The following is a 23,851-nucleotide window of genomic DNA, read 5'->3' as shown; positions in this document are numbered from 1 at the left end:
GATAGGAATGGACGAGCAACTGAAAAAAAATGTAAGAGATGGGCATACATGGGTACGCTTGGTTTACATGTTGCTGTTCTCATTTGTTATTTATGTCGCTATGGCTGCGTATTGGGTCTTAGCAGTAGTTCAATTTCTGTTTGCTTTATTAACTGGCCGCCCTAATCGTAAATTGGTTGAATTTGCGGATGTTTTGTGTCAGTACATCAGTCAGTGTCTTAACTTTGTTGGTTTCACCAGCGACGATAAACCTTTTCCCTTTGCGGATTTACCCGCTAGTGATGTCGTTGATGAGGCTGTTGTTGACGAGGTCGTTGTTGAAGAGGCCTCGGTTGATGCAGGTGCTTCAAATAAGGACGCTGTTAGTGTATCTGAAGCAGAGAATAGCGACTTAGGTGATCTTGAACAGAGTGCTGACTCGGGTAAAGACGCCGAGGTCAAATAATGAGATTGCTAATTCTGCGTCATGGGCATGCAGAGGCTGAGGCTTCAGCGGATAACCTAAGAGCGTTATCTGCTGAAGGTGAGTTAGAAGTGCATTCAGTCTGTCAAAAGCGCTGTGATGAGCTGGCTGAATTAGAGCTTGTTTTACATAGCCCTTATTTGCGCACTTGCCAAACGGCAGATATTTTAACTCAGTATACTCCAGCGCCTAAGCAAGAGCTTGATCTGTTGGTGCCCAATGCCAATCCTAAAGTACTGATTGACCAGCTTTATTCTTTGTCGCAAAAGCACAGCTGTATAGCCTTGGTAAGCCATCAGCCACTGGTAGGCACCTTAGTGGATCATTTATGCGCTTTTGAATATGGTCGCTACCGTATGGGAACAGCATCTCTTGCTTGTTTAAAGGGAGACCCCGTTGTCTCGGGTGTATGCGAGCTTGAGTGGTTAGATAGACCTTGAGCCAAGCTCAAGAAGAAGTGTTTAAGCTTGATGCGATAACACTTGCCGCTTTGCGTTGGAATAAATCGGCGGAGGTGCATGTTCTGGCCCTGCACGGTTGGCTTGATAACGCTAACAGTTTTTCTGTGCTTGCTCCTTTGTTAACGCAGTGTGATGTTGTTGCTCTTGATATGGCCGGCCATGGTTTAAGCCAGTCTAGGCCGGGCTGCGGGGCTTATAATATTTGGCAAGATATCCGTGAGTTGGTGCAAGTTCTGGATCAGCTTAATTGGTCAAGCTGTTATATTCTTGGTCACAGTCGCGGAGCTATGATTGCGAGCTTATTGGCCGCAAGTTTCCCTGAGCGTATTCAGGGTTTAATTCTGATTGACGCTATCTTGCCCTATACCGAAACGGAACAGAACTTTCCCAAGCGCTTGCGTGAAGCAACGTTAAGCAGCCTTGACTCTCGAAGGCTCAATCGGCGCAGTTATTACCCTGAAAAAGCCCTTGCACTTAAGAGCCGCAGTCATGCTTATTTTCCAATACCGATATCGGCGAGCGCTTTATTTGCTGAACGTTCATTAAAGTACTGTCCTGATAAGGGCTGGTATTGGCAGTACGATAGTCGACTCAATTTGGTTTCAGAGCTTAGATTAACGGTGAAACAGGCCGAAGCCGTATTAAGTGCATTCCCGCAAAAAGCACTTGTTTTATGTGCGACCGAAGGTTTGCTTAAGCGCCCTTTATGTCGTGAGTTAGAGTTAAGTGATCACTTAGATTTACACACGGTTGAAGGGCCACATCATGTGCATTTGAGTGAGTGTACTCAGAAACTAGCGCTTGTCGCTGAGCTGGTGCTCAGCTATATAAGTCACGATTAAGCCCGTATGATACGGAAAAGTAAATAAAGGCAGGTTGTATGATTCGTATTCTTAGTTTGTCATTTGTGCTGTTGCTGGGGTTGAGTTCAGTCGCAACAGCTGCAGAGTTGTTAGCGGGGCAGCGTGAGATCTCATCTAAGCAGGATGAGACCATTGAGTACAGATTAACACTGAGCTCGCTGAAAAATGTCAATGCTCAAATTGTGGCGGAACAAGAGCGCTGGATAAAGGGGGATTTGAATAGTCAAACGTGGGAGTTTGATTCTGCCTTAAGTAAAGATGAGGCTTGGTCTTTATTGGAAAGATTGGTAACGAGCGTTGGTGCAAGTGAATTATACGCTTGTGATGGTTTAGCCTGTGGCGCTTCAAACGCTTGGGCCAACGAGCGTTTTAATAATAAAGTGCTTTACGGTATGGATGCATCGCAGCGTTATCGTGTATTTAGCTTGAATCAGGGGCAAGAAATTTGGGTGCTGTATTTTGTCCAGCGCGGTAATCGTCGTATCTATGCCCACTTAGACCAGCTAAGTCTGACTCAGGCCGCTGTTGCCATCGTTCCAAACGCTTCGGCCTTAAATTCACGTGTACGTCGCCAAGGTTATATTCAGCTTGATGAAGATTTGGCCTCTATATTCATACAAAATAAAGCTTCTGCCGATAAGTCTTTGATCAAAACCCAGCGGCTTCAAGCTAAGCAGGGTCAGGCGTTTGAATATTTTGATGCCTTGGTGCTGGCATTTAAGAAACAGCCTCTTCAGCGATTTTATATCGTTGCCCATATTTATACTGAAGCAGATCAGCAGGCCAATGAGTTAAAGGGGCGTTTGCTGGCCGATCAACTTAAAGAGCGCTTACAGCAGGCTGGGCTAGACGGAAAACGCTTTGAGGTTTACAGTGTCGGCGCTTTGGCTCCCCGCCAATATCCCCCCCGTAATCGTATAGAGCTGGTATTGCGATAATGCTTGAACCTAATTTAGTGCTTATTACTTTTGCTGCCGTTGCTGGAGCTAGCGGTTTAGCCTTGTTGTTTGTTGGCTATCTTATCGCTTTACTGGTGGCTTTAGGGCAGCGTCAATGGTTTTGGGCTGTGCTTTGTATTGCTTTGCTGCCCGCTGTGATTTATTCATTTATTGAGCGAGATAAAAGTAACTACGCATTACGCTTACTGTTGGCAGGCTTGGCACTATTTACTTTGTTTATTGGGCTTATGTATTGGGAGTTAGGGCGTTTAGGCTTGGATTTTAGTGAGGTGATGAGTTCCACTAGACCGGTTCACTCCTTGCAAAAATAGGGCGCTAGGGAGCTGAACTCTGTAATTGCAGTTGTTATTTACCTGCATGTCGGCAATGGGTTCACCGAGAGTATTTATTGACGGTGTTTAAAATACCTTAAGCGAAGCCTGTTGGGCGCTTAAAATAAAAAGGCGTGACTGATCAGTGCACGCCTTTTGAATGTCTGTATCTCTTAGGTGGCTACTTAATAAGAGATAAGAACTCGGCTCGAGTTGCCGCACTTTCTCTAAATTGGCCCAGCATACAAGAGCTGCGCATAAGGGAGTTTTGCTTTTCTACTCCGCGCATCATCATGCATAGATGTTTGGCTTCGATAATAACGGCAACACCTGCGGCATCGGTTACTTCAAGGATGGTGTTGGCAATCTGGGAGCTGAGCTGCTCTTGGATCTGCAGGCGGCGGCTATACATGTCAACAATACGAGCAACTTTGCTTAAGCCCAGTACTTTACCTTGGGGAAGGTAGCCGACATGAGCTTTACCAATAAAGGGCAGCATGTGGTGTTCGCACATTGAATACAGCTCAATGTCTTTAACGATGACCATGTCGGTTGAATCAGATGGAAAGAGAGCGTCATTAACAACTTCCTCAACCGTCTGCTTGTAGCCCTTAGTTAGGTAAGCGTAAGCCTTTGCTGCGCGTTCAGGTGTGTCAACTAGGCCTGGGCGTTCTAGGTCTTCACCCATCGTGTTAATAATTTGTGCAAATAGATCTTTCATCAGTCACCGGCAACATTCATGGCGCGCCGAGGAGGCGGCCGGAAGAAAAAGGCGCTAGAATAGCGGCCTTTTTGACAATTGCCAAAGTTTTATGGAACAGAGTTTGGAACATAGCCTAAATCAAGAGCTGCTAAACCTCAGAGACTGGGTGAGATGGGCATCTAGTCGTTTTCGCAGTGCGGATCTGTTTTATGGTCACGGCACCGACAATGACTGGGATGAAGCGCTTGTGTTGGCACTATGGGCCATTAACCAGCCTTGGCAGCGGCTTGAGCAGTTATGGGAAGCGCGTCTTAGTTCTGCAGAAAAGCAAGCCCTGTTTGATGCGGTTGAGCGCCGAATCACCGAGCGTTGCCCAGCGGCCTACATTACTGGCGAGGCTTGGTTTGCTAATTTGCCTTTTTTTGTCAATGAACATACTTTGGTACCGCGCTCGCCAATTGCTGAGTTAATAGAACAACAGTTTCAGCCATGGTTGGATAACTACCCAGAGCGCATTCTCGATTTATGTACCGGCAGTGGCTGTATTGGTATCGCCATGGCACATGAATTTGCGGGCTCTGAAGTCGACTTAATTGATATCAGCCGCGACGCATTAGATGTGGCGCAGCGTAATATTGAGCGCTTTGATCTAAGTGATCGAGTTCGAGCGATTGATTCAGATGGGTTAAGCGCTGTCTTAGGCAAAGAAAAATATGGCTTGATTGTATCGAACCCACCCTATGTCAGTGAGAGTGAATACAGCGGCTTACCAACGGAGTTTTTTCGTGAGCCAAAGCTTGGTTTAACCTCGGGTGATGACGGTTTTGATTTTGTACGTCAACTGCTTGAACAGGCGCCGGAGTGTTTGCAGCCTGGTGGCTTATTAGTGGTCGAGGTGGGTTATGGCTGGCAAGAATTTGCTGAGCTTTTCTCTCAGTACCCATTCTTTTGGCCTGAGTTTGAACACGGCGGAGAAGGCGTGTTTATTATTAATCGTGAACAGTTAATTGAAGCGGCTGAGTAGGCTGCGTATATGGTTGTGTAAGAAATGTCTGGAAATACGTTTGGAAAATTATTTACCGTCACCACCTTTGGTGAAAGTCATGGTTTAGCTTTGGGGGCCATCATTGATGGCTGTCCACCGGGTATTGAGTTAAGTGAAGCTGATTTACAACGAGACCTTGATCGTCGTAAGCCAGGCACTAGCCGTTATACGACTCAGCGCCGAGAAGGCGATGAGGTAAAAATCCTCTCCGGCGTATTTGAAGGAAGGACTACGGGCACACCCATTGGTTTAGTGATTGAAAATACCGATCAGCGCTCTAAAGATTATGGCAAGATTAAAGAGCAATTTCGACCTGCCCACGCTGATTACACTTACGCACAAAAATACGGCACTCGTGATTATCGTGGTGGTGGTCGTTCTTCAGCCCGTGAAACGGCGATGCGTGTTGCTGCTGGTGCTGTCGCCAAAAAAGTACTTAAAGAATTGTGGAATGTCGAAATTTTTGGCTATTTGAGTCAGCTTGGCCCCATCGAGCTTGATTTGGTTGACGTGTCTGAAATCGAGAACAACGCCTTTTTCTGTCCTGATCCTGCAAAAATCCCTGAATTAGAGGCTTATATGCAGGCCTTGATTAAAGAAGGGGATTCAGTTGGTGCAAAAATTTCAGTGGTTGCGCGCAATATGCCTGTTGGTTTGGGCGAGCCGATCTTTGATCGCTTAGATGCCGATTTAGCTCATGGGCTTATGAGTATTAACGCAGTTAAAGGTATTGAAATTGGAGATGGCTTCCAAAGTGTTGTCCAAAAAGGTACGGAACATCGCGATGAAATTACACCTGAAGGCTTTTTAAGTAATCATGCTGGCGGCGTGCTAGGAGGCATTAGCTCGGGGCAAGATCTGATCGCGCACTTGGCCTTAAAACCAACCTCTAGTTTACGTATTCCGGGTCGCAGTGTGGATATGAAAGGGGAGGCTGTTGATATCATTACGACAGGTCGTCACGATCCGTGTGTAGGTATTCGGGCTACCCCTATTGCTGAAGCGATGATGGCTCTCACTGTTCTTGATCATGCTATGCGTCACAGGGCTCAAAATGGCAGTGTTGAGCACGACATTCCTGTGATACCTCCTCAGGCGCCTTAATTATTTCTCTTGGGCATAGGCCTATGCCTTATTGGCGTTTATCGGCGGTGTATTTTTTATACTTCGCCGTTATTGGTGCTATGGCTCCTTACTGGAGCCTGTATCTACAGTCACTTGGTTTTGGTGGCCAGTTGATAGGGGCGCTGGCCGCCGTTCCACTTTTTGTTCGCCTGTTTATGCCCAATGTGTGGGGGCATATCGCAGATGCCCTAGGCCGTAAGGCCTTGGTCTTACGTACTGGCGCTGTTGGGGCCTTACTATTTTATTCCTTGTTTTTATTTTTCCACGAAGCTTGGTCTATAGCTTTAATTCTGTTTTTTTATGCTTGTTTTTGGAGTGCGGTATTGGCTCCAGCGGAGAGCTTAACGCTACAATATCTTGGTGATCGAGCTCATTTTTATGGTCGAATTCGCTTGTGGGGCAGTATTGGTTTTGTTGTTTCAGTGCTTGTCTTGGGGGTTGCGTTTGCTGCCTTACCTTTAAGTTATTTACCTTTTGCTGTTTGTGCTCAGTTGGTGCTACTCGTTCTTGTTTGTTTAAGTTTTGGTGATAACAGCAATGAGCTCGCAGCTGGTGTTGATGCTAAAGGAGCCTCATTTAAAGATTTTTGGTCGCAATTAGGGCGCTTGCCTGTTGCGATGTTTTTTATTGTTTGTTTTCTTCTGCATGCCAGTCACGGCCCATATTATGTGTTCTTTTCGATTTATTTAGAGCAGCTTGGTTATACTCGGGTGGAAATAGGTTGTTTTTGGACCTTAGGTGTTGTTGCAGAGATTGTTTTTTTTCTTATCGCGCATAAGTTAATGCGATGTATTCCGCCTTACAATTTGTTACTTATTAGTTTGTTCTTTACTGCTCTACGTTGGTTGCTTCTGCCTTCTCTTGCAGGTAGTGCCTATAGTTTGTTCTTTTTGCAGTTACTGCATGCATTTTCGTTTGCGGCCTGTCATTCGGTGGCGATGGGTTTTTGTCGCAAGCGTTTTGGTGCTGACCAGCAAAGCAGGGCTCAAGCCTTTTATAGTTCGATTAGTTTTGGCGCAGGCGGAGGGGTAGGGGCTTTCTTTAGTGGTTATTTGTGGCAGTTTGGTGTGGAGCTTACTTTTATGGTGGCTGCCGTTATTGCTGTACTTGCCTTTGTGATAAGTTGCTACTTTCTTCGGACAATATTACCTCGCCCCGTCTAAATTATGTGAATTAGTGTTGATTTTTAAACAATGCTTGCATGATGGTTCTCATGCTTTAGAATCAAAACTAGACAAATAAAAATAATATACAATTCATTGCGGGGTTAAACTCATGCGATATGTAAGTGTTCGACGTCTAGGATTGATGTTTGCTGGTATTTGCATTGGCGCACTTTCCTCCCTAAGTATTGCTGAACAATGTGCTCAAATTGACTGTGATTGCTCTTCATTACCTTCCGCTGCATTCGAGGCAGCATGTAAATTAAATGAAAGCCGGCTTAAAAAAAGTTGCTCTGATGATTCAGTGGGGCTTGTTGGTTGGTGCACTGTGCATGGTCTGGATGCCAAGCCGGTGGCGGTTTCTACCAAGCGCAAGCCTTACTATTCACCCTCACAATCAATTAAGACTGATAATAAACAAATTGAAGCAGAGCTTTGGTCGCTTCGCCACGATGCCGATTTTGTTGTTTCGGAAGCTCAAAAGGGCAATGCTTCGAAGGCAATTAATATCCTTAAGATATCTCAAAAAAATGCCCGTTCTTTATTTGATAAGCAAAACTCAGTGATTCAGGTTTGGCAGGACAAACAAAAACAGCGTCGTATCGTGTCTGCCTGGGATGATTATGCCGAGGGTAATAGCGAACTTGCGGCTTACTGGAGCGATAAGTTGTTAGGGTTAGAGGCGGAAACTGCTAAAACAACAGAGCTTTCTGAATTTGGTGCTGAGCAAAAAATGCTTGTTCGACTTTACCTCTATGTTGGCCAGTTATACGAATATACGGCGTTTAGTTATGAGGGGCAAAAAGATTGGGAAAGTGCTGCTAAAGCATGGAGCCTGTCTGCGAGAAATAGTGCTCAGTTAACTCAAGTATTAATAGGCCTCGGTGCTGAGGGCAAGGCTTTGGTTCGCTATCAGGATTTGACGGCGGCACGTCTATACCGTGCAAGTGTGTTAGCCAGCATGGCAGATAAGCCGGAAATGTCTTATCAGGCAGCGAGTGAGGCTCAGGCTTTTAAACCAGATCAGTTGCTTATGGATATACTCAATGCAGATCTACCTAGCTAATTATTGCAGGCGTAAAACCGTTTCATAAAAAGCTCGACCTGCATTACTTAGGCTGCGCTTATTGTGCATTACCAGTCCGAGTTCTCTGCTTATTGTCAGTTCATTGAGCTCCAGCGCATGTAGTTGTTCATCAATCATTGTTGCTGGTAATAAGCTCCAGCCTAGGCCGACACTCACCATCATTTTGATCGTTTCTAAGTAATTTGTTGCCATATTGATTTTGATGTCAAGTTGTCGTTGTTCAAAGACTTCTTTAATGAGCCGTCCGGTGTAGGTGCTTAGGTCGGGTAAGATAGCGGCTTCATTACTTAACTCTTGAAGTTCGACAGCTTGCTTGTCTGCGAGTGTGTGTTGGCTGCCTACAACGACTTTGAGAGGGTCATCCCAGAGCTTTATGCCTTTTAATGGTGGCGCGATTTTTGGGGGGAGGGTAACAATGGCAAATTCACATTCACCGTTGATGATTTTCTCGTGGGCGCGCTCGGAATCTAGAAATTCAAATTGTAAGTTTACGTTGCCGTGCTTGGCTGAAAAGTCACGCAAAATGGGTGGGAGGTGGTGCAGTCCCACATGGTGACTGGTGGCTATTTTTAAGCTGCCTACTATCTCCCCACTAAGCTCTTTTACACTGCGCTCGGTTTCCCTTAGTTCAAGCAAGATGGCTTCTGCTCTTGGTAATAAGAGTCGGCCAGCATCGGTTAAATGTAAGTCTCGCCCAAGGCGATCAAATAAGCGGTGGTTAAGTTGCTCCTCTAGGCGAGCGATTCGCTTACTAATAGCTGGTTGGGTGAGAAAGAGTTGTTGTGCGGCAAGCGAGAAGGACTTGCTGTGAGCAACAGCAACAAAAGCGGATAGCGAGTCTGTGTCCATAAAGCCTCTATTTACCTTATTGGCTTGTATTATTGGGCTTTCTAATTTTTGTAACGTTCGTGTAAGCCGTTTGCCTATTGTTACCTATAACTTTGGGTAATGCAAAACATGAAAATAATGAATTTGAGTTATTCCTGCCTAGAGGTAGAATTAGCCCATAAACAATGCTTCTTTATTGGGGCTTATATTAATCGTCAAGAGTTAGAGTGATGGCAGCAAAAACGCTATACGACAAATTATGGGATGCCCATGTTGTGAAGCAGCGCGATGACGGATCGTCGCTGATTTACATCGATAGACACCTTGTTCATGAAGTGACCTCTCCGCAGGCCTTTGAAGGTTTGCGCCTTGCAGCTCGCAAACCGTGGCGCACCGGGTCAGTTGTGGCCACACCGGATCACAACGTTCCGACCACATCGAAAGAGCGTGAAAGTGGTGTTGAGGGGATTGAGGATCCAATTTCGCGTATTCAAGTTAAAACCTTGGATGACAATTGCGAAGAGCTAGGCATTACCGAGTTTAAAATCAATGATAAGCGCCAAGGTATTGTGCATGTTGTTGGTCCTGAGACGGGCGCGTGTTTACCGGGTATGACCATCGTTTGTGGTGACTCTCATACATCCACCAATGGTGCCGTGGGTGCCTTGGCTTTTGGTATTGGTACCAGTGAGGTTGAGCACGTTTTGGCGACCCAGTGTTTGGTTGCCAAGAAAATGAAAAACATGCTTGTGCGTGTGGATGGTGAGCTCGCCGCTGGCGTCACGGCCAAAGATGTGGTCTTGGCGATTATTGGCAAAATTGGCACGGCTGGCGGTACCGGTTATGCGATTGAATTTGGTGGTGATGTTTTTCGTGCGATGAGCATGGAAGGGCGCCTTACTGTCTGCAATATGGCGATTGAAGGCGGCGCACGCGCAGGCATGGTTGCTGTTGATGAGACAACGATTGAATACGTTCGCGGCCGTTATTTGGCGCCTAATGCCGATCAACAAGAAGCCGCTGAGGCTGCTTGGAGAGAGCTTTATAGCGATGCTGATGCCGTATTCGACAAGGTTGTTGAGCTCAACGGTGCCGATATTGTGCCTCAAGTTAGTTGGGGGACATCACCGGAAATGGTTGCTCCGATCACAGGTTCTGTGCCAAAACCCGCTGATGCTGAAGATGATGTTAAGAAGCGCGGTATTGAGCGCGCACTTGAGTACATGGGGCTTTCTGCTGGGCAAGCAATCACGGATATTCATGTGGATCGTGTTTTTATTGGTTCGTGTACCAACTCGCGTATTGAAGACATGCGTGCGGCGGCGGCCGTTGTTAAAGGTAAGCAAAAAGCCACGTCTGTTAAGGAAGCGATTGTTGTTCCTGGTTCAGGTGCAGTGAAAGAACAAGCGGAAGCGGAAGGCTTGCATACCATTTTTACTGAAGCGGGTCTTGAGTGGCGTGAGCCTGGTTGTTCTATGTGTTTAGCTATGAATGCCGACCGCTTAGAAGACGGTGAGCACTGCGCTTCGACTTCAAATCGCAATTTTGAAGGACGTCAGGGTTATGGTGGTCGTACTCATTTGGTGAGTCCGGCAATGGCGGCCGCTGCAGCGATAGCGGGTCATTTTGTTGATGTGCGTGACTTTTAAGGGGCGACAATGAATAAATTTACTGTACACACAGGTCTTGCCGCGCCAATGGATAGGGCCAACGTGGATACTGACTTGATTATTCCCAAGCAGTTTTTAAAGAGCATCAAGCGTTCAGGTTTTGGCCCGAATGCCTTTGATGAGTTGCGTTACCTCGATGTTGGTGAACCCGGTAAAGACAACAGCGCTCGGCCATTGAATCCAGATTTTGCGCTGAATCACGCGCGTTATCAGGGGGCAAGTGTATTATTGGCTCGCGAAAATTTTGGCTGTGGTTCCAGTCGTGAGCATGCACCTTGGGCGCTTGAAGAATTTGGTATTCGCAGCATCATTGCGCCAAGTTTTGCAGATATCTTTTTTAATAATTGTTTTAAAAACGGTATGTTGCCGATTGTGTTGGAAGACGCGATTGTCGACCGCTTGTTTGAAGAAATGTATGAAACCGAAGGTTATGAACTCACTGTTGATCTAGAAAAACAGTGTGTGGTGACACCTTCGGGAGAGACTTTTTCTTTTGACGTCGATGAATTCCGTAAGTACTGCTTATTAAATGGCTTTGATGACATTGGTTTAACTTTAAAAGAAGCCGATACCATTCAGGCCTACGAGCAAAAGCGCAAAGAACAGGCGCCTTGGCTTTTTCCTATTAACTAGCCTCGTTGGAGACTAAATTTTGACTAGAAAAATTGTATTGTTGCCCGGTGATGGCATTGGTCCTGAAATTGTTGCCGAGGCAGTCAAGGTTCTTGGGGCGGTTGATGAAAAGTTTAAATTAAAACTTAAATTTGAAAATGAGCTGATCGGCGGCGCTGCAATCGATGTTCACGGTGTGCCTTTAGCGAACTCTACGCTTGATGCGTGTCGCTCTGCTGAGGCTGTATTAATGGGCTCTGTTGGCGGCCCTAAGTGGGACACCTTGGATCCAAGCATTCGTCCAGAAAAAGGCTTGTTGAAGATTCGTTACGAGCTTGGTTTGTTTGCCAATTTACGTCCAGCTATTTTGTATCCTCAGTTGGCCGATGCCTCTTCGTTAAAGCGCGAGCTGGTTGCGGGTTTGGACATCATGATTGTTCGCGAGCTGACAGGTGGTATTTATTTTGGTGAGCCTCGCGGTATTCGTCGTTTAGAAAATGGCGAGCGCCAAGGTTATAACACCTATGTTTACGCCGAGCACGAAGTAGAGCGTATTGGTCGTTCAGCTTTTGAAATGGCAATGAAGCGCAACAAAAAAGTATGCAGTGTTGATAAGGCTAATGTGCTTGAAGCAACGGTCTTGTGGCGCGAAGTCATGCAGAGCTTGGCAGCGGATTACCCAGAGGTTGAGCTGAGCCATATGTACGTTGATAACGCGGCCATGCAGCTTGTTCGCGAACCGAAGCAGTTTGACGTGATTGTGACCGGCAATATGTTTGGCGATATCTTATCTGATACCGCCGCGATGCTGACGGGCTCCATTGGCATGTTGCCTTCGGCTTCATTAACTGAGGGCGGTTTTGGTTTATACGAGCCGGTTCACGGTTCGGCGCCTGATATCGCGGGTAAGGGAATTGCCAACCCCTTAGCGACTATTTTGTCGGCTGCGATGATGTTGCGCTATTCACTGAACGAATCTGAAGCTGCTGATGCGATTGAAGAGGCTGTGGGCAAGGTTCTGGATCAAGGCTTGCGCTCTCCAGATATCTGGTCTGACGGTTTAACAAAAGCAAGCACCTCTGAATTGGGTGATGCCGTTGTGGCAGCCCTAGTGTAAATAGATTGAATTGAATATTGAGGCCTAACTATTTGGGCCTTTATTGAGTTAGAGAGAAGAATATGAAAGTAGGATTTGTAGGTTGGCGTGGCATGGTTGGCTCCGTGTTGATGGGGCGTATGTTAGAAGAGAATGACTTTTCTGATATCGAGCCTATCTTTTTCACGACATCCAACGTGGGTGGGCAAGGCCCAAGCATCGGTAAAGACGTACCGGCACTAAAAGATGCTTATGATATCGAGGCTCTAAGTGCTCTTGATGCCATCGTTAGTTGTCAGGGTGGAGATTACACATCTAAAGTGTTTGAGCCTTTGCGTAAAGCTGGCTGGAACGGCTATTGGATTGATGCTGCGTCGTCATTGCGTATGGCCGATGATGCCATCATCGTTTTAGATCCTGTGAATGACAGTGTTATTCGCGATGGGCTAAACAAGGGTGTTAAAAACTACATCGGCGGTAACTGTACGGTTAGCTTGATGTTGATGGCTTTGGGTGGTTTATTTGAAAAAGGTTTAGTTGAGTGGGTTAGCTCAATGACCTATCAAGCCGCTTCTGGCGCCGGCGCTAGAAATATGCGCGAGCTGTTGACGCAAATGGGCGAACTGCGCGATTGTGTTGCAGCAGAGCTTGCTGATCCAGCCTCGGCTATCTTGGATATTGACCGCAAGGTTGCAGAGAAAATGCGCGGTGACCTGACTACGGATGCGTTTGGCGCTCCGTTAGCGGGCAGCTTGTTGCCATTTATCGATAAGCAGCTCGATAACGGCCAAAGTAAAGAAGAGTGGAAAGCTCAGGCTGAGACCAACAAGATACTAGGTTTGGATGGCAATCCTATTCCTGTTGACGGAACGTGTGTGCGTATTGGCGCTATGCGTTGTCACAGTCAAGCATTTACGATCAAGCTTACCAAAGACGTACCTCTTGATGAGGTATACGAGATCATGGCTCAGGCGAATGACTGGGTTAAGGTGCTCGATAATGACCGTGACACCTCGCTTGCTCAGCTTACGCCAACCGCAACGACTGGAACCTTAACGGTGCCAGTAGGCCGTATTCGCAAATTGAATATGGGGCCTGAGTACTTAACGGCGTTTTCCGTCGGTGATCAATTGCTGTGGGGCGCTGCCGAGCCTTTGCGTCGTATGTTGCGAATATTAAAAGAGGCCTAGTGTTAATCTAGGTTGTTGGGCTGCCTTGTTTCTAGCTGGGGCGGCCTTTCTTTTTAGCTTTGTGCCTGCCTGATAAACCTAGCACCTTACTTATTTCCGGTCTTCTCATTTCTGCTCTAAGGTTCCTCTTTTTCTGATTATGGCGACCTTGGCGCGTGAATCATCTTGCTGTTTTGCTCGCAACACGCTTTTTTCTGGCTTTAATATTGTAAATACTATGTATTCACCATGGTTTGTGATCTAAACATAGAGACATCTAAGTCTAAAAGTTGAAAAAAGCCTATTTATCCTGAATACTTACGTGCGATAGTGAAGGATCATTCTAGGTTTTGCCTCGAGTGGGAATTCGTGACTTAAATAGATGCTAATAAAACCTTTAGATAGGCTGGCTGAATTGTTTAAGTTGTGCACAGAGACCGGGTCGCTACCGGTTCGAACTAGAATCTTCTAATACAATTAAGGAAGACCACATGGGGCGTCGAATTGCATCCTATATATTGGCATCAGCTACGGTACTTGGTTCCGCTGGTGTTAACGCATTGGGCTTGGGAGACATTTCATTAAAATCTCACCTAAATCAAAGACTTGATGCTGAGATTGAACTACTTGAAGTGAGGAAACTTGCTGAAGAAGAGGTACTCATTAAGCTTGCTTCTCAGGCTGATTATGACCGCCTTGGGGTAGAGCGCTCATTTCATCTAAGTGCCATTAAGTTTGATGTTGATTTAAATGCGCCGGGTGGCCCAGTTGTTAAGTTGGTGACTGATGGCCCTGTGCGTGAGCCTTTCTTGGACTTTGTGCTCGAGGCACGCTGGCCTAGTGGCAAGCTTTTACGTGAATATACGGTGCTCTTAGATCTACCTGTTTATACGGATCAAAGCCCAGCTATTATTTCGAACGCTCAGTCGCAGGTTGTAGAGGTCACTGCTGAAAAAGCAGAAGAACCTACTACTCGATATAATCCTCGCTCTAATTACGGTGCGCCAACAGCAGCGGCACCAGTAGAGTCTTACGAGCCTTCTATTGCGGGCGGCCAATACAAAGTTCAGAACAGTGATACGCTTTGGGAAATTGCTTTAGCAAGTCGACCTGATAGCAGTGTTAGTGTGCATCAAACCATGATGGCTTTGCATAGGGCAAACCCTCAAGCTTTTATCGATGGAAACATTAACCTTCTTAAAACTGGGCAAATCCTCCGAATTCCTGAGCGTGACGAAATAGTTGGTGTTAATCGTTCTAGTGCAGTTCAAGAAGTTGCAGCTCATAATCAAGCTTGGCGTGGCGATACAGCGGCACCTTTAGAGGCGAGCACCCGCTCATTAAGCTCAAGCTCAAGTGAAGAGCCCGGTACTGGCCGCTTATCTCTCAGTGCGCCCGATGATAGTTTTGATGTTGAAGCGGGGCGTTTAAGTGGATCGGCTGAATCCTCTAGTGACAGCGCTGCGCTTGAGCAAGAGTTGAGTGCCGCAAAAGAAGCTTTGGATATGGCTCAAGGTGAAAACCAAGAGCTTCGTGGAAAAATTGATTCTTTAGAAGAACAAATCGAAACACTTGAAAAGCTCATTAAGGTTAGCAGTGAAACACTTCGAGCAATGGAGCTTAGTGCAGAAGAGCAGGCTCAGGAAGAAGAGGTGGGTGAGGCTTTAGATGCTCGTCAAACTGATCTGGTCGAGGAGCTTGAAGCTGAAGTCGAAGCAGAGCAAGCAGCTGAGTTGGAGGCTCCAGTAATTGATGGGGCTGAGCTTGAGGCGGCAGTGTCTGAGGCTGTCGAAGCTGAAGAAGAATCAGGTCTTGATGCGGTTCAGCCAGTTAAAGAAGAGGTCGCAGAAGCTGCGCCTAGTAAAAAGCCTACACCTAAACCGGTTGTAAGCACATCGAGTGCAGAATCTAGCTCAATTGTTGATATGCTGATGGGCTACATAGCTTACATTCTTGCCGGTATAGCTGCGCTTATTGCTGCAATTGTGTTTTTCCTTCGTCAGCGTGGTAAAGACGACTTTGATGATGCTGAAGACGACTTTGATGATGACTTTAATGTTGATCTTGAATTTGATGAGGCTGAGGACGAAGTAGATCCAGAGTTTGAGTCAGCCGAAGACGGGCTTGATATCACTGAACCTGAGCCTGTAGAAGATGAGCAGGAGGTCGAACAGCCAGAAGCAGAAACAGAAGATGTGGTTGCTGAATCGGATATCTATATTGCTTACGGTAAGTATGAGCAAGCAGAAGAAATGCTGCTTAAAGCGCTCGATAAAGATCCTGCACACCACGATGCTCGCCTGAAGTTATTGGAGATCTATGCGGCTCAAAATAATGCGGATGCCTTTGTGCCTAATTTGGCAGAGCTTAGTAAAAATGGTGCTTCTGAGGGTTTGATAAGTCGTGCAGAGGCGTTGCGTGAAGGGGTTGAAGGTTTAGAGTCTGTATCGGCAGATGAGGTAGAAGATGACGGTGCCGCTTTAGATTTTGATCTGAGTATTGGTCAGGATCAAGATGATACCTTGTTGGATATATCGCCTGCGGACGAATTACTTGATATCGAAGGTCCTGACGATACTAGTGAACAAGGCTCCGAGTTTGATCTGGATGATTTGGACTTGGATCTAGATTTAGATACTGCGCTGGATAACGAGACAGAGTCCGGTGCTGAAGATCTGTCATTAGATTTGAATGACTTTGATCTTGAAACTGATGAAGTTGAGGTGCTGGACAATAGTGCCGATAGTGAGCTTGAGAGCACAGATCTAGATGAAGAGCTAGCGGAAGATTTTGATCTCGATTTGGGGGATCTAGAGGTTCCTGATGAAAGCATGGAGTTTGACCTTAGTGAGTTAGATACGCTTGAATCAGAGCAGGTAGCTGATGATAAGACCGTTGTACTTGGTAATATCGCCGAAGAGAGTTCTAGCCTAAGTGATGACTTAGAAGCTGACTTGGATGCGCTTGATTTAGAACTTGGCAGTGGCGAGCCTGCAAGTGAACCTGTCGACCTGCAGGGTGAAGAGTCTGATCTGGATGCCTTATCTGAGCTTGAGGCTGAGCTTGATACTGAAGAGCCAGCCATAGAGACCTTAGATAGCGCCTTAGATGAGCTTGATCTTGACGAGTTTGATCAAGAGCTTGATGAGTTGGCGGGTGAGCTGCCTGATCTTGAAGGTGAGCTGGATGCGGGCTTGGATCTGGAACAGCCGGAAGAGCTAGACGCTTTGTTGGATGAAGCTCCTGATTTGGCGGAGATTGATCTTGAAGAGGGACTTGATGTCGAGGCTAGCGCAGAGCCTGTTGAGCCGTTTGATATTGATGCTGAGTCACCTTTACCAGTTGCAGAGGAGGAGCCTGAATTAACAGAGTTGGGTGAAACGGAAGTAGCTGATGATCTAGAGCCTGTGGCTGTAGATCTAGAGAGCTCTAATGAGGAAAACCTTGATTTTGAATTGCCGGATCTCGAAGGGTCAGAGGATGAAGATGAGGCCTTAGATTTCTTAAGTGACAGCGATGAAATTGCAACGAAGCTAGACTTAGCTGGAGCCTATATCGACATGGGTGATATGGTTGGTGCAAAAGACATTGTTGAAGAAATTTTATCCGAAGGTAACGACGAGCAAAAAGCAGAGGCTCAGAAGTTGCTGGAGCGAATTGCTGAATAAGCAGCCTTCGTTTAGATAGAGACAAAGGCCCCTAGGGGCCTTTTTTTTTGTGTTTTCTACAGTATTTTAAAGATGGTATATAGTCGCAATTGTGAAATTAGACCTGGCAGGGAGATGCCCGATGGCATGCATAGAATAGCATTAGGTCTTGAGTATCTAGGCGCAGATTTTAATGGGTTTCAGCGCCAAAAAAGCACGGATAATACGGTGCAAACTCAGCTTGAAAAGGCTTTGTCGAATATGGCGGGAGAGCCGGTGACAACGGTGTGTGCCGGTAGAACGGATGCCGGTGTGCATGCGACAGATCAGGTTTTACACTTTGATACTTTAGCTGTTAGGCCCATGGTTGCGTGGGTTCGTGGTGTTAATGCACAGCTACCAGATGAGCTTAGAGTGCATTGGGCCAAAGAGGTCGGTAGTGATTTTCACGCACGTTTTAGTGCTGGTGGGCGCACTTATCGTTATGTTGCTCAGCACGGCGGTGTTAAACCTGCGGTTTTGGCTAAGCAAATCAGTCATTTTATTTACGATCTTGATGTGGATGCTATGGCGATGGCATCTAAATGTCTTCTTGGTAAGCACGACTTTAGCTCCTTTCAGGCATCCCGCTGTCAGGCTCGCAACCCAGTCCGTACGATCTCTAAATTAAACTGGTATAGGCAGGGTGACCTATGGGTTATGGAGATCAAGGCGGATGCTTTTTTATATAACATGGTACGCAACATTGTCGGCACCCTAGTCGAAGTGGGCCGTGGGGTGCAGTCGATTGAGTGGATGGCGGACGTGTTAGAGGCGAAAAATCGCTGTCTTGCTGGCACTAAGGCGCCGCCTTACGGCCTGTATTTGGTGGATGTCGAGTACGATGAGCGCTTTGCGCTACCCAAGCGAGATACGGGCCCCGCATTTTTGGCTCTGTCTGCCGACAATCGTGTGTAAATCTGCTAATATCGCCGCCTTTTTATAAGAAAAACCGTTGTTGCGTGTCGTCTATGTCCTCTTGTCGAGTGAAAATTTGTGGTATTACCCAAGTAGAAGATGCTGTACGAGCTTCGGAACTCGGTGTCGATGCTATAGGCATGGTGTTTTACGGACCTAGCCCAAGAAACCTGGATGACTTGGTGCTCGCACGCGATATTGCTTTAAGTGTGGGACCTTTTGTTGAGGTAGTGGGGCTTTTTGTTGACGCTGAAGCTGCTTTTATTGAATCCGTTTTGGCCTCAGTGCCGTTAAACTGTTTGCAGTTTCACGGAGATGAGCGTGTCGAACAGTGTGAGCAATGGCAGCGCCCTTATATCAAAGCCTTAAGAATGAAGGCTGACATTGATTTGCATGAGCAAAAACAACGTTATAGCAGTGCCAGAGGCTTGTTATTGGACACCTATGTCAAAGGTGTGCCCGGAGGCACGGGCGAGGCGTTTAATTGGGATAGAGTACCAACTGATCTTGGTCCCATTGTTTTAGCCGGCGGTTTAAACGAACACAATGTGAAAGATGCAATTCAAGCTGCGTCACCATGGGCTGTTGATGTCAGTGGTGGTGTAGAGCGTGGCCATGGCCTAAAAGACGCCTCAAAGATGGCGGCTTTTATAAAAAATTCGAAGTTGGAGTACTGAAGTGACTGACAGTAAGAAAGTTGATTACAGCGCAATGCCCGATACCAAAGGCCATTTTGGCCCTTATGGTGGTCGTTTTGTTTCTGAAACCTTAATTTACGCGCTTGATGAACTTGACGAAATGTATAACCGTCTTAAAGCGGAAACGTCTTTTCAAGAAGAGTTTGATAAAGATTTGGCGCACTATGTCGGCCGCCCTTCGCCGATTTATGTGGCTGAGCGCTTAACTGAGAAAGTAGGTGGTGCCCGCATTGCCCTTAAACGTGAAGATCTAAATCACACCGGTGCTCATAAGGTCAATAACACAATTGGTCAGGCTTTGCTTGCAAAACACAGCGGTAAAACACGTGTTATTGCCGAAACAGGTGCCGGCCAGCACGGTGTTGCAACGGCAACTGTGGCTGCGCGTTTAGGTCTTGAATGTGTGGTTTACATGGGTTCTGAAGACGTACGTCGTCAGGCACTTAATGTATATCGCATGAAATTGCTGGGCGCCACTGTGGTTCCGGTTGAAAGTGGATCAAAAACCCTAAAAGATGCCATGAATGAAGCCATGCGTGATTGGGTGACCAATGTTGACAACACTTTCTATATCATTGGTACGGTTGCGGGTCCTCACCCGTATCCACAGCTTGTTCGTGATTTTAACTCGGTAGTAGGGCGTGAAGCCCGTGTTCAGAGCATGGATATGTTTGGGCGCTTACCAGATGCCTTAGTGGCCTGTGTTGGCGGCGGCTCTAATGCAATTGGTTTGTTCCACCCATTTTTGGCCGATGAGAAAGTGGCCATGTACGGTGTGGAAGCTGGTGGACACGGTCTCGAAACGGGTGAGCATGCAGCGCCATTGAATGATGGGCAGCCTGGTATCTTGCATGGCAACCGCACCTATCTTATGTCTGACGAAAGTGGCCAGGTTATTGAAACACATTCCGTGTCAGCGGGTTTAGATTATCCTGGCGTGGGCCCAGAGCACAGCTGGTTAAAAGACCTTGGTCGTGTTGACTATGTGACCGCTAACGATGACGAAGCGATGGATGCTTTCCGTCAATTAACGCAAGTTGAAGGTATAATGCCTGCCTTAGAAAGTAGCCATGCGGTAGCCTACGGTATGAAGTTGGCAGCACAAATGGATAAAGACGATATCGTATTAGTCAATTTGAGTGGTCGAGGTGATAAAGACATTCTCACCGTAGCTGAAATTGATGGCATCGAAGTATAATGGATGTGAATGTGAACAGAATAAACCAAATTTTATCCGATCTTAAAAGCCAAGGCCGTAAAGCCCTTGTTAGCTACATCGTTTGTGGTGATCCTAAGCTCGAGCAAACAGTATCAAGTATGCACGCTCTTGTAAAAGGTGGCGCTGATATTATTGAACTGGGTGTACCATTTTCAGATCCTATGGCTGAAGGCCCTGTTATTCAAAGGGCACACGAGCGTGCTTTAGAACATGGTACAAGTTTGCGTGATGCTATGGCCTGTATTGCTGAGTTTCGTAAACAAGACACAAAAACAGCCGTGGTGCTAATGGGCTATGCCAACCCTGTAGAGCGTTACGGTTATGAGGCTTTTGCTCAAGATGCTAAAAGCTCCGGCGTTGATGGTTTATTAACCGTTGACTTGCCGCCTGAAGAAGCAAAAGAGCTTGATGAACACTTGAAAAAAGCGGATTTGGAAAACATTTTCCTCATTGCTCCTACAACAGCATCAGAGCGCAGAAAAGAAATATGTGACTTAGCCTCCGGTTTTGTTTATTACGTGAGCTTCCGTGGTGTAACGGGAGCAAGTAGTTTAGATAGTGATGAGGTCGCACACAAAGTTAAAGCCATTCGTGAAGTTGCTCATACGCCAGTGTTAGTTGGCTTTGGTATTAAAGATGCCGAGTCCGCAAAAACCATTGGCGCTTGTTCAGACGGTATCGTTGTTGGCAGTGCGTTTGTGAAAATTATGGCTCAAGAGAATTTGAGTGCTGACGACATTAATTTGCAATTAGAAACATTAGTTCGGTCTATGCGTGTTGCGCTAGACGAACTGTAACGGGGTTCTTTCTATGAGTTGGTTAGAAAAATTAGTTCCGGCAGCGGCCAAAGGCACGCGTAATTCAAGTAAGGTGCCTGAGGGGCTATGGAAAAAGTGCCCAAAATGTGCAGCAGTGTTATACCGCCCGGAACTTGAAAAATCTTTAGATGTTTGCCCTAAATGTGAACATCACATGCGTATCGGCGCTCGCCGTCGCCTAGATGTTTTTCTTGATCAAGATGGGCGTGAAGAATTAGCAACCGATGTTTTGCCAATTGACCGTTTAAAATTTAAAGACGTTAAAAAATACAAAGATCGATTGAGTGACGCTCAAAAGAAAACGGGCGAGAAAGACGCACTTATCGCCATGCAGGGCAATTTAAAAGGCATGCCAGTTGTTGCTAGTGCTTTTGAGTTTGCTTTTCACGGTGGTTCAATGGGGTATGTTGTGGGTGAGAAATTTACCCGTGCAGCCCACGTTGCCTTAGAAAAGAAAATTCCATACGTGTGTTTTGCTGCAACCGGTGGGGCTCGTATGCAGGAAGCGCTTATCTCGCTTATGCAAATGGCTAAAACCAGTGCTGTTATTGAGCGTATGAAACAACAGGGTGTTCCTTTTATTTCAGTGATGACAGACCCTGTTTACGGTGGTGTTTCTGCAAGTTTGGCATTGTTGGGGGATTTAAACGTAGCTGAGCCTGGAGCTCGAGCTGGTTTTGCAGGCCCAGGTATTATTGAGCAGACCATCCGTCAAAAATTACCGCCTGGTTTCCAGCGCAGTGAGTTTTTACTTGATCACGGTGCTATCGACATGATCATCCCACGTCACGAAATGCGTGATCGTTTGCATTCTGTTTTGGCGAAATTGACTCGTCAACCAGCCGCTTAAGCTCCTTCGGAGCCTTTTCTTTGACTGATTTTAATCGTCAAGATTTGCATGCTTGGCTCTCTTGGATGGAGAGCTTGCATCCAAATGAAATCGATATGGGGCTTGCGCGTATTCGCCAGGTTGCTGATAGCCTTGAGCTCTGTTCCCTCCCTTGTAAGGTGGTCAGTGTTGCTGGCACCAACGGTAAAGGCAGTTTTGTTAAAGCATTAAGCAGTCTGCTGATCGAAGAGGGTAGGCGTGTTGCTTGTTATACATCACCTCATATTAATTTTTATAATGAGCGAATTGCCATTGATGGGGAGTTCGTGTCGGATGAGCAGATCTGTTTAGCGTTTGACGCAATTGATAAAGCCCGCTTGGATATCAGTCTGACTTATTTTGAGTTTGGCACTCTGGCAGCATTGTATTTATTTAAGCAGGCTGAACTCGATGTGTGCATACTTGAAGTCGGCTTAGGTGGGCGTCTAGATGCGGTGAATATTGTTGATGCCGACATTTCCGTTATTACCTCTATCGGTGTTGATCACGAGGCATGGCTAGGCTCCGATCGCAAACAAATAGCGCTTGAAAAAGCCGGTATTTTGCGACAAAACAGGCCGTTTATTTCTGTAGAAGCTGATTTGCCCGAAACTGCGTCTAGCTATGCTGATGAGTTACAGTGTGCGAGTTATTTATTGGGCTCAGAGCTTGCAGTCGAGGCACAAGGGCAGGCTGCTATTTTGAACTACCAAGCACAAACAGGCTCTGCTAGTTTATTCTTGGCTGAGTCATCGTTGCCTTTGCCTAGTTTATTAGCAGCTTTACAGTGTTACCATCTTTTAGCTTCTGATAGCCAGAAAAAGATACTTAGTGATGCGCAAGTTGCGAGCGTGCTTAGCCGTTGTCGTTTGTCTGGCCGTTATGAACAAATATCTTATTCTGGCTGTGAGTTTATTTTCGATGTGGCTCATAACCCTCAAGCTGCCAGTTTACTTGCGGATAAAATAAAACAAAGAGAAGAGCGCTTACCCGTTTGTTTATTTACGGCCATGTCGGATAAAGATATTGCCGGTATTGTTGCACCACTTAGTGAGACGTGTGCAAACTGGATCTGTACCGAATTACTTGATGTGCCGCGTTGTTTAAGTGCCGTTGAGCTAGAGCAGTGCTTGCTTAAGCTTGATGTCGAGACTCAGCTTGAACCATCACCCATGCAGGCATTGCACGTGGCCATGAGTCAGGCACTTAAAAAGAAAACAAAAGTGCTTGTATTAGGCTCCTTTTTTATTGTCGCAGAAATTAAAAAGCTAATGGCTGAATATCCCAACGGCTTGAATGGTAATCATCAATGAATGACGGTTTAAAGCAACGAATTATTGGCGCACTTGTACTTGTGGCGTTGGCAATTATTTTTGTCCCAGTTATTTTTGATAAAGAGCGCATCACACCGGTTGATCGTACTACGCAAATTCCTAAGGCGCCTGATATTGAGGTGTTGCCTTTACCCGAGCGCCCAGCTTCTGGGCCTAAGCGTGAAGAAATTATTGCTCAACCCATTAGTGGTGAATTCTCTGCTCAAGTTGTGAGTCTTGAAGAGGGGGCCGAGAATCGCAGTCAAGAAACTGCTAAAAAGAGCAAGCAAAGTCATCAAGAGGTCTTAGCTAAGCCTAAAAGCGATAAGAATCTAGAAAAACCTCTTGTTAAGGCCAGCCCTTTGTCAAAGTCGGATGTTTTAGACTCTGCTAAGGCGCAGCTTAAACCTGAAGTAAAAGTATCATCCAAGCCGGCTGCTGATTTACGCCCAGTAAAAAACGCAGATTTGTGGGTTTTACAATTGGCGAGTTTTAAGGAAAGAGAGCGAGCAGATGAACTGGCTATAAAAGTGACGGCTATGGGCTATCGAGCGTTTGTTAAAGCGGCTCAAACTAAAGCCGGGCAGCGCTTTAGGCTTTATGTCGGCCCTAGTATGAATAAGGCTAAACTAGAGTCTGCGAAAAAAGAAATAGATAAAAAACAAAAACTCGATAGCTTGTTGTTGCGCTTTAAGCCTTAGTGTAAAGAATCTAATCACGTTTTAATGTGTCTTTTTAAGGTAGCGAGTCTTGATTGTGTACTATTTAGCTCGGGC

Annotated in this window: 23 protein-coding genes; 21 read left to right on the top strand and 2 right to left on the bottom strand. The window is 46.2% G+C overall.

Annotated features, from left to right (window positions below):
- Positions 1-7: 7 nt before the first annotated feature.
- From AB1S55_RS14485 to AB1S55_RS14465, 5 genes are read left to right on the top strand one after another with little or no spacing between them, the layout of a single operon-like run.
- A complete protein-coding gene (locus AB1S55_RS14485) occupies positions 8-445 on the top strand; it encodes a DUF4389 domain-containing protein (RefSeq protein ID WP_370978893.1) in 438 nt (145 codons plus the stop codon).
- Positions 445-903, top strand: a complete 459-nt coding sequence (gene sixA / locus AB1S55_RS14480) for a phosphohistidine phosphatase SixA (RefSeq protein ID WP_370978892.1) — start codon at positions 445-447, stop codon at positions 901-903. The genes AB1S55_RS14485 and sixA overlap by 1 nt, the downstream gene beginning before the upstream one ends.
- Positions 900-1,766 (top strand): alpha/beta fold hydrolase, encoded by an 867-nt coding sequence (locus tag AB1S55_RS14475; protein WP_370978891.1) that lies wholly within the window; start codon positions 900-902, stop codon positions 1,764-1,766. Before sixA ends, AB1S55_RS14475 begins: the two co-directional genes overlap by 4 nt.
- A gap of 38 nt (positions 1,767-1,804) precedes the next feature.
- The gene (locus tag AB1S55_RS14470) at positions 1,805-2,725 is read left to right on the top strand and encodes a DUF4892 domain-containing protein (protein WP_370978890.1); all 921 of its coding nucleotides are present in this window, start codon (positions 1,805-1,807) and stop codon (positions 2,723-2,725) included.
- The gene (locus AB1S55_RS14465; RefSeq protein ID WP_370978889.1) at positions 2,725-3,057 is read left to right on the top strand and encodes a hypothetical protein; all 333 of its coding nucleotides are present in this window, start codon (positions 2,725-2,727) and stop codon (positions 3,055-3,057) included. Before AB1S55_RS14470 ends, AB1S55_RS14465 begins: the two co-directional genes overlap by 1 nt.
- 181 nt (positions 3,058-3,238) lie before the next feature.
- On the opposite strand, the gene folE is transcribed toward AB1S55_RS14465, so the two are convergent.
- Positions 3,239-3,778, bottom strand: a complete 540-nt coding sequence (gene folE, locus AB1S55_RS14460; RefSeq protein ID WP_370978888.1) for a GTP cyclohydrolase I FolE — start codon at positions 3,776-3,778, stop codon at positions 3,239-3,241.
- A 103-nt stretch (positions 3,779-3,881) separates the two neighbouring features.
- On the opposite strand from folE, the gene prmB reads away from it, so the two are divergent.
- The 4 genes from prmB (at position 3,882) to AB1S55_RS14440 (ending at position 8,159) form a co-directional block, all read left to right on the top strand.
- Positions 3,882-4,784, top strand: a complete 903-nt coding sequence (gene prmB, locus AB1S55_RS14455) for a 50S ribosomal protein L3 N(5)-glutamine methyltransferase (protein WP_370978887.1) — start codon at positions 3,882-3,884, stop codon at positions 4,782-4,784.
- Positions 4,785-4,808: 24 nt separating this feature from the next.
- Complete coding sequence (gene aroC / locus AB1S55_RS14450) at positions 4,809-5,909, top strand: chorismate synthase (RefSeq protein ID WP_370978886.1); 1,101 nt, start codon at positions 4,809-4,811, stop codon at positions 5,907-5,909.
- A 23-nt stretch (positions 5,910-5,932) separates the two neighbouring features.
- Entirely contained in the window at positions 5,933-7,093 is a 1,161-nt protein-coding gene (locus AB1S55_RS14445) for an MFS transporter (protein WP_370978885.1), read from the top strand.
- Positions 7,094-7,205: 112 nt separating this feature from the next.
- Positions 7,206-8,159, top strand: a complete 954-nt coding sequence (locus AB1S55_RS14440; RefSeq protein ID WP_370978884.1) for a hypothetical protein — start codon at positions 7,206-7,208, stop codon at positions 8,157-8,159.
- Here the strand turns inward: AB1S55_RS14440 and AB1S55_RS14435 are convergent, their stop codons facing one another.
- Entirely contained in the window at positions 8,160-9,029 is an 870-nt protein-coding gene (locus AB1S55_RS14435; RefSeq protein WP_370978883.1) for a LysR family transcriptional regulator, read from the bottom strand. It abuts the gene before it with no gap.
- 209 nt (positions 9,030-9,238) lie between these two features.
- Here AB1S55_RS14435 and leuC point away from each other — a divergent pair, with 209 nt between their 5' ends.
- The 12 genes from leuC to AB1S55_RS14375 all read left to right on the top strand — a co-directional run bounded on the left by leuC (position 9,239) and on the right by AB1S55_RS14375 (position 23,776).
- Complete coding sequence (gene leuC, locus AB1S55_RS14430) at positions 9,239-10,657, top strand: 3-isopropylmalate dehydratase large subunit (protein WP_370978882.1); 1,419 nt, start codon at positions 9,239-9,241, stop codon at positions 10,655-10,657.
- Between the two features lie 9 nt (positions 10,658-10,666).
- A complete protein-coding gene (gene leuD, locus AB1S55_RS14425) occupies positions 10,667-11,311 on the top strand; it encodes a 3-isopropylmalate dehydratase small subunit (protein ID WP_370978881.1) in 645 nt (214 codons plus the stop codon).
- Between the two features lie 19 nt (positions 11,312-11,330).
- Positions 11,331-12,407, top strand: coding sequence for a 3-isopropylmalate dehydrogenase (leuB, locus tag AB1S55_RS14420; protein WP_370978880.1), 1,077 nt, complete (start codon positions 11,331-11,333; stop codon positions 12,405-12,407).
- Positions 12,408-12,469: 62 nt separating this feature from the next.
- The gene (gene asd, locus AB1S55_RS14415; protein WP_370978879.1) at positions 12,470-13,576 is read left to right on the top strand and encodes an aspartate-semialdehyde dehydrogenase; all 1,107 of its coding nucleotides are present in this window, start codon (positions 12,470-12,472) and stop codon (positions 13,574-13,576) included.
- A gap of 470 nt (positions 13,577-14,046) precedes the next feature.
- Complete coding sequence (locus AB1S55_RS14410) at positions 14,047-17,223, top strand: FimV/HubP family polar landmark protein (protein ID WP_370978878.1); 3,177 nt, start codon at positions 14,047-14,049, stop codon at positions 17,221-17,223.
- A gap of 126 nt (positions 17,224-17,349) precedes the next feature.
- A complete protein-coding gene (truA, locus tag AB1S55_RS14405) occupies positions 17,350-18,159 on the top strand; it encodes a tRNA pseudouridine(38-40) synthase TruA (protein ID WP_370978877.1) in 810 nt (269 codons plus the stop codon).
- Positions 18,160-18,212: 53 nt separating this feature from the next.
- Positions 18,213-18,836 carry a phosphoribosylanthranilate isomerase gene (locus AB1S55_RS14400; RefSeq protein WP_370978876.1) on the top strand — a complete coding sequence of 208 codons (624 nt, stop codon included), beginning with the start codon at positions 18,213-18,215 and terminating at the stop codon, positions 18,834-18,836.
- A gap of 34 nt (positions 18,837-18,870) precedes the next feature.
- Positions 18,871-20,055, top strand: a complete 1,185-nt coding sequence (gene trpB / locus AB1S55_RS14395) for a tryptophan synthase subunit beta (protein WP_370981603.1) — start codon at positions 18,871-18,873, stop codon at positions 20,053-20,055.
- A gap of 11 nt (positions 20,056-20,066) precedes the next feature.
- The gene (trpA, locus tag AB1S55_RS14390; protein WP_370978875.1) at positions 20,067-20,873 is read left to right on the top strand and encodes a tryptophan synthase subunit alpha; all 807 of its coding nucleotides are present in this window, start codon (positions 20,067-20,069) and stop codon (positions 20,871-20,873) included.
- Positions 20,874-20,886: 13 nt separating this feature from the next.
- Entirely contained in the window at positions 20,887-21,744 is an 858-nt protein-coding gene (gene accD, locus AB1S55_RS14385; protein ID WP_370978874.1) for an acetyl-CoA carboxylase, carboxyltransferase subunit beta, read from the top strand.
- Positions 21,745-21,764: 20 nt separating this feature from the next.
- A complete protein-coding gene (locus tag AB1S55_RS14380; RefSeq protein WP_370978873.1) occupies positions 21,765-23,075 on the top strand; it encodes a folylpolyglutamate synthase/dihydrofolate synthase family protein in 1,311 nt (436 codons plus the stop codon).
- Positions 23,072-23,776, top strand: coding sequence for an SPOR domain-containing protein (locus AB1S55_RS14375; protein ID WP_370978872.1), 705 nt, complete (start codon positions 23,072-23,074; stop codon positions 23,774-23,776). Before AB1S55_RS14380 ends, AB1S55_RS14375 begins: the two co-directional genes overlap by 4 nt.
- Positions 23,777-23,851 lie beyond the last annotated feature (75 nt).

It is taken from the genome of Agaribacterium sp. ZY112, assembly GCF_041346925.1.
Lineage (GTDB): Bacteria > Pseudomonadota > Gammaproteobacteria > Pseudomonadales > Cellvibrionaceae > Agaribacterium.
This window is presented reverse-complemented; position numbering and strand designations above follow the sequence as displayed.